This is a genomic window from Fusobacterium ulcerans, from assembly GCF_003019675.1.
GTDB classification, from domain to species: domain Bacteria; phylum Fusobacteriota; class Fusobacteriia; order Fusobacteriales; family Fusobacteriaceae; genus Fusobacterium_A; species Fusobacterium_A ulcerans.
Map to the genome: position 1 here is coordinate 1,885,669 of NZ_CP028105.1, position 12,945 is coordinate 1,898,613.

At 30.6% G+C, this 12,945-nt stretch carries 12 protein-coding genes; 9 read left to right on the top strand and 3 right to left on the bottom strand.

Features of this window, described 5'->3' with window-relative positions; translation table 11 throughout:
- The first annotated feature begins 680 nt into the window (after nt 1–680).
- Both C4N20_RS08795 and C4N20_RS08800 read left to right on the top strand, forming a co-directional pair.
- The gene (locus C4N20_RS08795; RefSeq protein WP_005979145.1) at nt 681–1,685 is read left to right on the top strand and encodes a bile acid:sodium symporter family protein; all 1,005 of its coding nucleotides are present in this window, start codon (nt 681–683) and stop codon (nt 1,683–1,685) included.
- Between the two features lie 18 nt (nt 1,686–1,703).
- A complete protein-coding gene (locus C4N20_RS08800) occupies nt 1,704–2,777 on the top strand; it encodes an iron-containing alcohol dehydrogenase family protein (protein WP_005979146.1) in 1,074 nt (357 codons plus the stop codon).
- Nucleotides 2,778–2,887: 110 nt separating this feature from the next.
- Here the strand turns inward: C4N20_RS08800 and C4N20_RS08805 are convergent, their stop codons facing one another.
- The 3 genes from C4N20_RS08805 to C4N20_RS08815 form a co-directional block, all read right to left on the bottom strand.
- Nucleotides 2,888–4,624 carry an ABC transporter ATP-binding protein gene (locus C4N20_RS08805; protein WP_005979148.1) on the bottom strand — a complete coding sequence of 579 codons (1,737 nt, stop codon included), beginning with the start codon at nt 4,622–4,624 and terminating at the stop codon, nt 2,888–2,890.
- Nucleotides 4,614–6,344 carry an ABC transporter ATP-binding protein gene (locus tag C4N20_RS08810; protein ID WP_005979150.1) on the bottom strand — a complete coding sequence of 577 codons (1,731 nt, stop codon included), beginning with the start codon at nt 6,342–6,344 and terminating at the stop codon, nt 4,614–4,616. The genes C4N20_RS08805 and C4N20_RS08810 overlap by 11 nt, the downstream gene beginning before the upstream one ends.
- A 144-nt stretch (nt 6,345–6,488) precedes the next feature.
- Nucleotides 6,489–6,686, bottom strand: coding sequence for a cold-shock protein (locus C4N20_RS08815; protein WP_005979152.1), 198 nt, complete (start codon nt 6,684–6,686; stop codon nt 6,489–6,491).
- Between the two features lie 317 nt (nt 6,687–7,003).
- Here C4N20_RS08815 and C4N20_RS08820 point away from each other — a divergent pair, with 317 nt between their 5' ends.
- The 7 genes from C4N20_RS08820 (at nt 7,004) to C4N20_RS08850 (ending at nt 12,944) form a co-directional block, all read left to right on the top strand.
- Complete coding sequence (locus tag C4N20_RS08820) at nt 7,004–8,359, top strand: MATE family efflux transporter (protein WP_005979154.1); 1,356 nt, start codon at nt 7,004–7,006, stop codon at nt 8,357–8,359.
- Nucleotides 8,360–8,446: 87 nt separating this feature from the next.
- Entirely contained in the window at nt 8,447–8,815 is a 369-nt protein-coding gene (locus C4N20_RS08825; RefSeq protein ID WP_005979156.1) for a pyridoxamine 5'-phosphate oxidase family protein, read from the top strand.
- Between the two features lie 286 nt (nt 8,816–9,101).
- A complete protein-coding gene (locus C4N20_RS08830) occupies nt 9,102–9,740 on the top strand; it encodes a bifunctional 4-hydroxy-2-oxoglutarate aldolase/2-dehydro-3-deoxy-phosphogluconate aldolase (protein ID WP_005979158.1) in 639 nt (212 codons plus the stop codon).
- Nucleotides 9,741–9,756: 16 nt separating this feature from the next.
- Nucleotides 9,757–10,707: a 2-dehydro-3-deoxygalactonokinase gene (locus C4N20_RS08835; protein WP_005979159.1), complete on the top strand. Its 951-nt coding sequence runs from the start codon at nt 9,757–9,759 to the stop codon at nt 10,705–10,707.
- Between the two features lie 11 nt (nt 10,708–10,718).
- Nucleotides 10,719–11,465 (top strand): IclR family transcriptional regulator, encoded by a 747-nt coding sequence (locus C4N20_RS08840; protein ID WP_005979161.1) that lies wholly within the window; start codon nt 10,719–10,721, stop codon nt 11,463–11,465.
- Nucleotides 11,466–11,483: 18 nt separating this feature from the next.
- Nucleotides 11,484–12,455 carry a TRAP transporter substrate-binding protein gene (locus C4N20_RS08845; RefSeq protein WP_005979163.1) on the top strand — a complete coding sequence of 324 codons (972 nt, stop codon included), beginning with the start codon at nt 11,484–11,486 and terminating at the stop codon, nt 12,453–12,455.
- A 24-nt stretch (nt 12,456–12,479) separates the two neighbouring features.
- A complete protein-coding gene (locus C4N20_RS08850; protein WP_005979165.1) occupies nt 12,480–12,944 on the top strand; it encodes a TRAP transporter small permease in 465 nt (154 codons plus the stop codon).
- The last annotated feature ends 1 nt before the right edge of the window (nt 12,945 follow it).

The following is a 12,945-nucleotide window of genomic DNA, read 5'->3' on the forward strand; positions in this document are numbered from 1 at the left end:
GGTTGTTATAATATCTAAATTTAAATCTGTATTATAAACTTTTTTATGATAGGATTATATCAATATAATTATTTTGTGTCAATAAAATTTTGATAATCAAATTAATTTAAAAAGAATAATTTACAGTAAAAATTTATTATAAGAGGCTATGAATTTTAATTTGTTTTAACATTCAATGATAAAAAATTAAGTTTTTTATAGCTAAAGTAATATTTAAAAAATAAAGAGAGTATTAATAGGAAAATGAAAAATAATTTTATTTTTTTCAAAAAAACACTTGTATTTTTTTAGAAAAAGGAGTATTATAAAAAAAATAAAAAATTAAAAAAGGAGTTCAGATATGTATTCATCAGCTAACGTAATAATAATAAGCATATGTATAATATTGGTTATAATAGTCATTATAAGCAATAAATTTTTATATGCAAAAGATTACGTTAGGAAAAATGGACTGAACTTAAGATATTTAGGATAGAATAAATAGATCTGACTAAGTATATTTAGAGTGTATGTTTAACAGCCTGACAGGGCTGTTTTTTTTTACAAAAATTTTTAAAAAATGAAAGGGGAAATAAAATGAAAAAGTACATAACAGATCGGATAAAAAGATCAGAAGCGGACAAAATGGTAAATGGGTATTTAAAACGGAAATTTGATAGGAATAAATAAGGAGATATAAAATGAAATTATTAAATAAATTAAGTGACTTTTTAGGGAAATATTTTATTGTTTTGGTTTTACTTATGGTGGTAGCTGCTATGGCATTGCCACAGGCGTTTATTGCATTGGGGAGAACAAGAGTTTTTGGACAGTCTTTAGTTACAGTAGGGCTGGGATTGATTATGTTTGTTATGGGACTTACTCTTAATGAAAAAGATTTCAAAGTAATTGTAACAAGACCTAAAGATGTATTTATTGGATGTCTTGCTCAATTTACTGTAATGCCTTTTATGGCTTATTTTTTAGCAAAGACATTAAGACTTCCCCCTGAATTGGCAGTAGGACTGGTTCTTTTAGGAACTTGTCCAGGAGGAACTGCAAGTAATGTTATGACTTACCTTGCTAAAGGGGATGTAGCTCTTTCTATTGGAATGACTACTGTATCAACATTGGCAGCACCTATTTTAACACCAGCTCTTACATATTTTCTAGCAGGTCAGTGGGTAGAAATTAATATGTATGCTATGCTCCTTGATATTGTAAAAGTTGTCATTGTTCCTATCTTCTTGGGAATGGCAGTCCATAAAGCATTTGGAGAAAAGGTACATAAAGTATCTAAAGTATTGGTAATTATTCCAATTGTATGTATTCTGATGATTATGGGACTGTGTGTAGCACCTAATAAAATGAATCTTATTAATTCTGGAGCTGTTCTTATTATGGCAGTATGTCTTCATAACTGGTTTGGATTTATTTTAGGATATGCTATTGGGATGTTTGCTAAAATGGATGACTCTAAGAAAAAAGCACTTTCTATTGAAGTGGGATTACAAAATTCTGGACTGGCAGTAGGATTAGCGGCACAATTTGCAAATCCTTTATGTGCATTGCCAGCAGCAGTAGCAACTGTAGTACATCAGGTATCAGGTTCTCTGTTAGCTAATGTATTTTCAGGAAATCTGTCATTTAATTTTTTCAGAAGAAGAGTCAAATCAGCAGCTAATATCAGCATGATGAACAAATAATAAAAGGAGATAAGAAAAATGTCAAATAGAAGCGTATTTTTACCAAATTATAGTATTGGAGATTCAGCATATGATGAAATTATAAAAGTTTGTTCTAACTATGGAAAAAAAGTTGTATTCATTGGAGGAAAAACAGCTTTGGAAAAAGCAAGTCATTTAGTGAAAAATTTAATGGAAGGAAGTGAGCTGGAAGTAGTTGATACATTGTGGTATGGAGGAGAAGCTGCATATGCCAATGTGGAAAAATTGAAAGAGATGAAAGCAGTTCATGAAGCAGATATGATTTTTGCCTTTGGTGGTGGAAAAGCAATAGATACATGCAAAGTTCTTACTGGAGATTTGAATAAGCCTCTATTTGTATTCCCTACTATCTCGTCTACCTGCGCAGCGGTTACATCAGTCTGTGCTATTTACACTGTAAATGGAGTATTTGATGGGCTGTATTGGAGAAGTGCTCCAGCTGAACATACTTTTATCAATACAAAAATTATAGCAGAAGCACCAGATAAATATTTGTGGGCTGGAATAGGAGATACTCTGGCAAAAGGATATGAACCTGAGTTTTCATCAAGAGGAAGAAAGCTGGATCACCCTAATGCTTTGGGAGTGACATTGTCTAAACTTTGTCAGGAACCATTGGTAGAATACGGGTCAAAGGCATTGGCAGACTGTAAAGAAAATAGAGTGTCTGATGATCTTGAGGAAACTGTATTGTCTATTATTGTAAATACAGGGCTTGTATCTAATCATGTTATCAATGACTATAACAGCTGTGTAGCTCATGCAATGTGCTATGGATTCTCTACTATGCCAAAGGTAGAGCATAATCATCTTCATGGAGAAATTGTATCATATGGAGTATTGGTACAGCTAATGCTAGATAATGCTACTAAAGAGATAGATAAACTTCTGCCTTTCTACAGAGAGATAGGACTTCCTACATCATATAAGGACTTTGGAGTGACAAGGGAAGAGATGGAAGGGGTATTGCAGAAAGCTTCTGAAGTAAATGATGTAAAGGTAGCTGCTATGGATATCACCAAGGATAAACTGGCAGATGCAGTAGATAGATTAGAGAGATATGTCAGATAATAAAATGAAAAGGTTAATCAAAGAATTAAACTAAATTAATATATATAATAGTTTTAGATTATAGAGAATAAAAAGAGAGCAAATCAAAAACTTAGATTCACTCTCTTTTGTTATAAAGCATATTGAGTACTGTACAGATTAAAATAAAATCCATTTTGATTCATTAATTCATCATGAGTTCCCTGCTCAGCTATTTTTCCATCTTTTAAGACAAGGATAAGATCAGCATTTTTAATAGTAGAAAGTCTGTGAGCTATTATGAAGCTTGTTCTTCCTTTGATAAGATTAGCTATAGCCTTTTGCAGTCTTATTTCTGTTCTTGTATCAACTCCACTGGTAGCCTCATCGAGAATAAGGAACTTAGGATCAGAAGCAATAATTCTTGCTATTGTAATAAGCTGTTTTTGCCCTTGGGAAAGAATCATATTATCTTCAGTTATCATAGTGTCATAACCATCAGGGAATTTCATGATAAAGTCATGGGCACATGCAAGTTTTGCACTTTCTACAACTTTATCAAATGAAATATCAGTATTTCCATAGCTTATATTATCTCTGATGGTTCCTGTAAAGAGCCAGCTGTCTTGCAGCACCATACCAAAGAGTTTTCTTATTTCACTTTTCTTGTATTCTTCTATATTTATTCCATCCAGAAGTATCTCTCCAGATGTTATGTCGTAAAATCTCATTAAAAGATTTACAATGGTAGTCTTTCCACCTCCAGTAGGTCCTACTATAGCAACTACTTCTCCATTTCCTGTTTTAAAGGAAAGGTTTTTTAGTACAGGAGTTTCTTTATTGTATGCAAAATCTACATTTCTAAATTCAATATTTCCTTTTAAGGAATCAAAATTAATATCTTTTTTACCTACATCTAAGTCTTCCTCTTGATCCATAAATTGGAAGAATCTCTCAGCACTTACCAAAACAGTCTGAATAATACTGTAAGCTTCAGAGATGCTAGCTATTGGTCTGTTAAAAAGTTTTGAGTAAATGACAAAACTTGAAAGTCCTCCAAGAGTTATTTTACCTTGAAGCATAAATATAGCACCAACGAGAATAATGAGAGAATATCCCAGATTTCCTATAAAGTTAAGAGTAGGAAAGTTAAATCCTGCAAGGAAAATTGACTTGATTGCATTTTCCTTATAAGAGGAATTTAGATTTCTAAAATTCTCAATAGCCCTCTCTTCATATGAGAAAGATTTTACTTCTGCCTGACCTGTAAGAATTTCATCTATATATCCACTTAGTTTTCCAAGATACCTTTGCTGGACTCTTCTTTTTTCACGACTTTTTTCAGTTATCTTCTTTAAGAATACTCCTGTAAATGATACCAGCAGAAGCTGTATCAAAGTAAGGGAAGGACTGATATACAGCATTATTCCCAGAGCTGTAAATATAGTAAGTATATTTACTATTACTCTTGTCCCTATTTGTGAAAGGGAACCACTGATATTATCTATATCATTTATCATTATACTGATGATATTTCCCTGTGAGATTCCATCAAAATATTTTAATGGGAATCTGTGAATTTTTTCAATTCCATCTTTTCTCATCTTATTTACAATATCCTGCGATATTATATTCATCTTTATATTTTGCACCAAAGTAAGAACTGCTCCAGTTACATAGGAGAAAAGAAGCAGTATAGACATTTTTCCAAGCTGTAAGAAATTACTTTTGCTCATTTGAAAATGTATCTGGTTTATTCCTTTTCCTACTAGATAAGGTCCTACCAGAGTAAGAAGATTTCCTATTATTGCAAGAAAAATCAGAAAGATAAACTCAGCTTTATATTTTTTTAAATAAGGGAGCAGTTTTTTAAATAAATTATACTTCACAATAAGACCCCCCTGGTATGCAGATTTCCTGTGATTCACATATTTCTCTGTATACCTCACATTTCTCAGCAAGGGCAGCATGAGAATCAAATCCTACTACTTTTCCATTATCCATGACTATGATTCTGTCCATTTTCATAAGAGAAGCAACTCTTTGTGAAATAGTAAGGATAGTAGTATTTTTTAGATAATTTTTAAGTTCATTTTTTAGATTGTATTCTGTAATGAAGTCTAAGGCACTGAAACTGTCATCAAATATTAGAATCTCAGGTTCTTTGATTAAAGTTCTGGCTATGGAAAGCCTTTGTTTCTGTCCACCAGAGAAATTAGTTCCACCTTTAGTCACTTCAGTTTTGTACTGTTCAGGAAGTTTTTCAACAAAATCTTTTCCTTGAACAATAGAGATAACATTTTTTACAGCTTCTTCAGAAGCTTTTTCATTTCCCCATTTGATATTTTGTTCAATACTTTGTGAGAAAAGGAATGACTTCTGCATTACTATTCCAATTTTATCTCTCAATTCTTTTTCTTTGTATTTATTGACATTGATTCCATCTATAAGAACTTCACCTTTAGTTACTTCATAGAATTTAGGAATAAGAGCTATAAGGGAAGTTTTTCCAGAACCTATACCTCCAATTATTCCAATATTTTCACCTTTTTTTATCTTTAAATTTATATTTTCCAGAATATAATTATCAGTTTTATCATATGAGAATGAGACATTTTTAAATTCAATAACTGTATCTGTAAATACTTTTTCAAACTCTTCTTCTGACATATTAGATACATCTTCAAAAAGAACTTCTTTTACCCTTCTATATGATATAGCAGTTCTGCTGTACAAAGTGAAAAGGAACGAAAGAGCATTCATAGAGAAAAGAAGCATATTAAGGTAGTTTATAAAAGCAACAACTTCCCCCAGATGCATTTTTCCATAATTTACTCTGATACCTCCAAACCATAGAACAGCTACAACTCCAATATTCATTATAAGAGTAATAAACGGAAGTTTACTTGCCATTAGATTATCGGCTTCAATTGTTTTTAGTTTAAGATCATCATTTTTTTCTTTAAATCTTTCAGCTTCAATTTTTTCCTTTGAAAGAGCACGGATAACTCTGATACCAGTAAGATTTTCTCTCATTACCAGTGTAAGATTATCAAGTTTTTTCTGTACCTCTGCATATATACCAAAAGATTTTTTCATATAGTACATAGTGGTTCCAACAATAGTAGGTACTATGAATATAAAAAGTATAGCCAGAACAGGATTGATAGAGACAGCCATAATTACAGCTCCTACTCCTGTTACCAGACCTCTTAATACCATTCTTATGCACATAAGAAACATATTCATAATCTGATCTACATCTTTAGTCATTCTTGTAATAAGAGATGCCTGTGTAAATTTATTAAGATGTACAAAATTGAAGCTCTGTATTTTAGTAAATACTTTATCTCTGAGAGTTGCTCCAAAATTTTGAGTTGCATGAACAGAAAAATAGTTGCAGAAGATAGAACAAATATATCCTCCTAATGCAATGGCTACCATAGTTCCACCCATTCGAGTAATATATGTCAAATCTTTATTAGAAACACCTATGTCTATTATTTTAGCCATTATCAAAGGAAGAGATAAATCACAGAATGCTTCTCCCATTTTGAAGAATGCAGCTAACAGAGCTTTAGGTATGAAAGGTTTAAAAATTTTGAACATCATTCCTCCTAAAATTTATATATTTTCCATTTATAATTTTACCATAAAAACCGCAAGAAACAAATACTTTTATAATCAAAATTTTAGAGTATAAAAAAAGGAACTAAGTTTCCTTAGTTCCGATTAAATTCAATACTAAATCAATTATTTTACTTTGATGTTAGCAGCTTGAGGTCCTTTTTGACCTTCGATTACATCATAAGTAACTTCTTCATTTTCATTTAAAGTTTTGAATCCATCTTTTTGGATTTGAGAGAAGTGAGCGAATATATCTTTTCCATCCTCACCAGTAATAAATCCGAATCCTTTTTCTTGGTTAAACCATTTAACTGTACCTTTCATTTGTTTCCTCCATAAATATAAATTTTTTAATGATATAACTTGTGATATTTTGGCAATAGTTATGACAAACTATCAGGTATAAACTTAATACTTAGGAAGATACTTCTTGAAAGACCTTTAAATATTAAAACCTCAAAACTCATAAATCTTTTATCACTACAAAAGATATTATACACTATTTTTTATTAAATGTATAGCTTTATTTTTAAAATTGACATGAAGCAAGTAAAATAGTATAATATACGAGGTCAAATAAAGAAAAAAGCAGGTGGGCAGCTGATAACCCAGCTGCTTTTATTTTTTTAGGAGGAAAATTAATGTTGGATAAATTGAAATTGGATAAAAGATTTATAAAAACTCTATTGGTACTAGCAGTTCCAATAATATTACAAAGTTTAGTTACTGCTTCATTAAATCTTTTGGATAATCTCATGATAGGAAGTCTGGGAGAAAATGAAATAGCAGCTGTAGGAATATCAAATCAATTCTATATGGTGTATTATTATTCTATAATGGGAATAACTCTGGGAGCTGGAATTTTTATGTCACAGTTCTGGGGGAAAAAAGATGTATCCAGTATTCATAAATTTCTGGGGATATCTCTTGTATTTGGAATGGCAGCAACTATATTCTTTGCAGCAGCAGCCTTTTTTGTTCCTGAGAAGATAATGAGTATATTTACAAAAGAATTTATAGTGATATCTTTAGGAAGAGACTATTTGAGAATGGTAGCTTTAAGTTATATATTTACAACTATATCTTTAGCTTTTGCAGCTTCCCTCAGAAGTATAGGGCAGACTAAAATACCAATGTATGGAAGTCTTGTAGGGCTTATGTTTAATGGAATACTTAATTATATATTTATATTTGGAAAATTTGGAGCACCTGCTATGGGAGTTGCTGGAGCAGCTCTGGGAACTACTGTATCAAGATGCATGGAGCTTTCTTTTATTCTTTTCATTATATATAAAAATAAGAATATAGTGGCAGGAAGTATATCACAGCTTTTAGACTTTAACTTTGCTCTTGTGATAAAATTTTTTAAAACAGCTACACCTGTTATTTTTAATGATGTAATGTGGATAGGAGGAATAACAGCATATTTTGTAGCTTATTCAAAACTGGGAACAAATGCTACAGCAACTATGCAGATAGCTAATACAATAAATAATGTATTTAATATATTTGGAATAGGAATAGCCTCAGCTTCTGCTATATTGATAGGGAATAAGATTGGAGCAGGACTTGAAGAGGAAGCAAAAAAGGATGCTCTAAAGATATCGGTATTTGGAGTGATGATTGGAGTGGTCATAGGGATATTATTCTTTGCAGTAGCTCCTCTTATAGCTATGCTCTTTAAGATAACTCCAGAAACATATCATAATGTAATAATTGTACTGAGAATAATGGCAACAGCTCTTCCATTGAGATTCTTTGGAATAGTACAGATTATTGGTGTGCTTCGTGGAGGGGGAGATGTCCTCTATGCTATAATTACAGAACTTGTAGCTGTATGGTGCATTGGTGTTCCATTGTCATTCTTGGGAGCTGTATACTTTAAGTTTCCAATAGTTTTAGTTTATCTCATGGTGTGTCTGGAAGAACCATTTAAAGTAATAGCTACTATTCCAAGGCTGCGTTCAGGAAAGTGGATAAAAAATTTGATAAAATAATATAAGATGAAAAGGAATCAAGAAATATAAATCGTAAACAATATTACAAGAATAAAAAAATAAATTATATAATTAGGAGGAATAAATATGTTTAATGAAGTTTTCACTAATGTTTTAGCACACAATGGTGTTGTATCTATCACAACATGGGCAGATAATTTAGTACATGTTTCTAATACTTGGAATAAATATTTGCAGATTGTGGATAATAAAATTTTGATTCCAGCTGCATGGCTCCATAAAACTGAAAAAAATATAAAAATAAATAATCAGGTAATATTGACATTGGGAAGTCCTGATGTACAAGGAAAAATTGGAATGGGAACTGGGTTTGTAGTAGAGGGAACAGCAAAGTTTCTTGACTCTGGAAAAGAATTTGATATGATGAAAGAGAAGTTTCCATTTTTAACAAGAGTATTGGAAGTAACTGCAAAGAATGTAAGACAGACAATATAGAAGATATAAATAAATATTGAAATTTTTTAATTTTAAAAATTGTATTTATACTAAAAATTGAAGGCAGAGAGAAATCTCTGTTTTTTTTATGGAAAAGCCTAAAAAGTGACATCATTTCGTTTTTAATAACGCAAATACGTTTAAAAATATACATAAGAAACTTTTTTAGAATTTTTTGTATTTTTTATTGACATGGAATAAAAAATATTATATATTTATACCAAGAAGATAATGTATATACATCAAAGAAACGTATTTACGTTATAAAAGGAGGTGTAAATAAAAAATGTATGAAGAATTATTGAAAACATTGAGGGAAGAAAAAGTAGTAGCAATATTAAGAGATGTTCCTTTGGAAAAATTTGAAAAGACATTGGATATTTTAAAAGAAGAAGGAATAAAAATACTTGAAATAACATTGAACAGTAAAGATGTAGAGAAACAATTTGAGATAGTGAATAAAAAATATTCTAATGACTTTATAATAGGAGCAGGAACAGTTGTAACATTGGAAGGATTAGATTTTGCAGCAAAGAATAGATCTAAGTTTATACTTACACCTAATCTGGATGAAGAAATACTGAAAGAAGCAGAAAAAATTGGAATGTTTTGTGTATGTGGTTTCTTTACAGCTTCAGAAGCTATGAAAGCTAAAAAATACAGCTGCTGTAAAATTTTAAAATTATTTCCAGCAGGAGAAGTACCATTCTCTTATTTAAAATCTTTGAGAGGACCGATCAATGATCTTGAATGTATGGCAGTAGGAGGAGTTAACAGAAATAATGTTTCAGAATTTTTAAAAGCAGGTTTCAGCTGTCTTGGAATAGGAAGTTCTCTAGTAGATAATAAACTTATAAAAGCAGATAAATTTGATGAATTAAGAGAAAATATAATTGCTATAAAAAAAGCTGCTGAAATTTTTTAGCAAGGAAATGGTGAGAATGAAAAAAATAGTAACAATTGATGCAGGAACTTCTAATTTAAGAATAAGAATTGTAGAAGGAAAAAACATAATTTTTGAAAGAAAAGAAAATTATGGAGTAAAAATTGGAAAAGAAAAATTTGAAAATGAACTGTATAAACTTTTGAAAGAATGTATAAAAGAGAATGGAATAGAAAAAGAGGAAATTGAATGTATAATTGCTTCTGGAATGATAACCTCAGCTTTAGGATTATTGGAAATTGAGCACTTGCATGTTCCTGTATCTCTGGAGAAATTTTCGAAGAATATAAAAAAAATTAAATTTTTTGAATTTGAAATACATCTAATAACAGGAATAAAAGTAGAAAAGAAATATTTCAGGGAAGAACATCTAAAAAGTATAGATGTAATACGGGGAGAAGAGGTAGAAGTATTTGGGATACTTGAAGAGATAAAGGTAGAAGAACCAACACTTGTAATTCTTCCAGGTTCACATAATAAATTTATAGAAGTATCTGATGGAAATATAGTAGACCTTCTTACAACTATGAGTGGAGAAATCTATGATGTAATGACAAGATACACTATATTAAAAACTTCTGTAGATGAAAAATTTGCTGATAAAATAGAAAAAAAATACTTATCTTTGGGGAATAGAGCTGGTAGAAAATACGGAATAAACCAAGGCTCATTTATGCTTAGAGGACTTGATTTATCAGAAAAACTTACAATAAATGAAAAATCTAATTACCTTTTAGGACTGGTTTTAAGTGAGGATATATCTTCTTTAGAAAAAAATGGATACTTAACAAAATACAAGAAAATAATAATAGCAGGAGGAAATATAATTGCTAAAGGATTGTTTGAACTGTTAGCAGATATGAATTTAGATAATGATATTCAAGTTATTATCTCCAGTGAATTAGCAACAAGAGGAGCATTAAAAATCTGGGAAGAAAGTAAAAAATAAGGTGGGATATTATGTTGAACAAGTCGACTTTGAAAACAATGGAAATACTAGAAAAAATTTCTAACTCAAAAAATGGAATGACAATAACACAACTTTCAAAAGAACTGGAAATTCCAAGAAGTACTGTAGATGATATAGTAAAAGCACTGGTTTCTAAAAAATATCTTTATTGTTCTGATGAAAGCTTAAAATTATATCAGCTTGGGAACAAAATATTTGAACTTTCATTAAAAATGAGAGATAAAAGAGAAGTATTGGATATAGTAACACCATTTTTAAAAGAGTTGGTTGATGAATTTAATGACACATTATTCTTTGGATTAAAGGATGGAGATGATGTGTTGTATCTTTCGAAGATGGAAAGTTCAAAAACTGTAAGGACTACAGCAGTACTTGGAAGCAGAAAATCATTTTACTATACAGGGCTTGGGAAAGCTATCTTATCAACTTATTCTGAAAAGGATTTAGATGAATATATTGCCAGAACAAAATTAGAACCTAGAACTGATTATACAATAATTGAGCCAGAAAAATTAAAAGAAGATATTTTAGGAGCAAAGAGAAGAGGCTACTCTACAGATTATAGGGAAGGGGATATAGAAGTTTCCTGTGTAGCAGCTCCAATATATCAAGAAGGAAAAATATTTGGAGCAATAAGTTTAGCAGGTTTGTACACAACGATAGATGAAGAGGAAACAAAAAGAAGAGGGAAGAAAATAAAAGATACAGCAGAAAAAATATCAGAAATTTTAAGTTAAAAATTAGGAGGAGTGAAGATGAAAAGATTTTTAATGGTATGTATGTTTATTGTTTTGTCAACATTGGGGTATGCTGAGAAAGTTATGAGAGTAGGATTAGGGGTTCCAGAATCACATTTTGAATATAAAGGAATGGAACTTTTTAAGAAAAATCTTGAAGAAAAAACAAATAAGGAGATAAGGGTAGAACTTTATCCATCAAACCAAATAGGAGTTGATCAGGAAGTACTTGAACAAATCAAATTTGGAGCGGCACATATGAATCTTCCTGACCCAGCAGTATTAGGAACATTTGTAAAAGAATTTCAGTTTTTATCATTTCCTTTCATATTTGATAGTCAAGAAAAAGCTATGGAAGTATGCAATGGTGAATGGGGACAGGAATTATTAAAAAAATTAGAAAAAGCAGGATATGTAGGATTAGGTTTTGGACCGTTTGGTTTTAGACATGTAACAAACAATGCAAGAGAAATAAAATCTTTAGAAGATTTTAAAGGATTAAAAATCAGAACAATGCAAAATCCTTTACATTTGAGAGTATTCAGAGCTTTGGGAGCAAATCCTACTCCGATGCCTTTTAGTGAATTATTTTCTGCTCTTCAACAAGGGGTTGTTGATGGACAAGAAAATCCAATGATGAATATTTATTCTCAAAAAATTTCAGAAGTTCAAAAATATGGAACAATGACAGGGCATGTTTACAGCTGGGTTGTATTAGTAGTAGGAAAGAATTTCCATGATTCATTGACACCAGAACAACAAGCTATAATGCAGGAATCTGCTGATATGGCTATAGCTTATATGGCAGAATCAGTAGCAAAAGATGATGAAACAGCAAGAGAAGAAATGGAAAAATCAGGGTTAGTATTTGTGGAACCTTCTGATGAATTTAAAACAAAAATAAAAGAAATAGTAGCTCCAATATTAGAAAAAGAAGGAGATAAAATTAATAAAGATATGTATGAAAAACTTAAAGAAGCAACAAAATAAATCTTTAATGAATAGGAGATAAAAATGGGTGAAAGAAAAGAATTTGAGTATTATGTAATAACAGGAGCAATGTTATTACTTGTACTTATGGGAGTATTGCAAATATTATTCAGATTTGTTCTCAATTTTTCTTTATCATGGACAGAGGAATTAAGTAGATATTTATTTATCTTAATGGTCTATACTGGAGCTTCATTGGCTCTGAAAAGAAAAAAACATGTTAGAGTAGAATTGATAGATATTTATGTAAAAAGCAAAATAAAAAGATGTATTTTTATATTTAATGATATAGTAATGATTTGGTTGCTATTATTAGTAGGATATGCAGGATTAAAAATCTCTATAACAACATATGAAATGGAACAGTTATCTCCTGCTTTGGGATTACCTATGTATTTAGTCTATGGAATAATTCCACTGACTTTCTTATTTGGAGCTTGCAGAGCCTTCCAAGTTTTGATTGCTGAAATCAAAGGAGGGAAAGAATAAC

Bases quoted from the DNA above. Each gene is read 5' to 3' on its own strand.
- C4N20_RS08795 (WP_005979145.1), top strand. From the start codon at position 681: ATGAAATTATTAAATAAATTAAGTGACTTTTTAGGGAAATATTTTATT.
- C4N20_RS08800 (WP_005979146.1), top strand. From the start codon at position 1,704: ATGTCAAATAGAAGCGTATTTTTACCAAATTATAGTATTGGAGATTCA.
- C4N20_RS08810 (WP_005979150.1), bottom strand. From the start codon at position 6,344: ATGTTCAAAATTTTTAAACCTTTCATACCTAAAGCTCTGTTAGCTGCA.
- C4N20_RS08815 (WP_005979152.1), bottom strand. From the start codon at position 6,686: ATGAAAGGTACAGTTAAATGGTTTAACCAAGAAAAAGGATTCGGATTT.
- C4N20_RS08820 (WP_005979154.1), top strand. From the start codon at position 7,004: ATGTTGGATAAATTGAAATTGGATAAAAGATTTATAAAAACTCTATTG.
- C4N20_RS08825 (WP_005979156.1), top strand. From the start codon at position 8,447: ATGTTTAATGAAGTTTTCACTAATGTTTTAGCACACAATGGTGTTGTA.
- C4N20_RS08830 (WP_005979158.1), top strand. From the start codon at position 9,102: ATGTATGAAGAATTATTGAAAACATTGAGGGAAGAAAAAGTAGTAGCA.
- C4N20_RS08835 (WP_005979159.1), top strand. From the start codon at position 9,757: ATGAAAAAAATAGTAACAATTGATGCAGGAACTTCTAATTTAAGAATA.
- C4N20_RS08840 (WP_005979161.1), top strand. From the start codon at position 10,719: ATGTTGAACAAGTCGACTTTGAAAACAATGGAAATACTAGAAAAAATT.
- C4N20_RS08845 (WP_005979163.1), top strand. From the start codon at position 11,484: ATGAAAAGATTTTTAATGGTATGTATGTTTATTGTTTTGTCAACATTG.
- C4N20_RS08850 (WP_005979165.1), top strand. From the start codon at position 12,480: ATGGGTGAAAGAAAAGAATTTGAGTATTATGTAATAACAGGAGCAATG.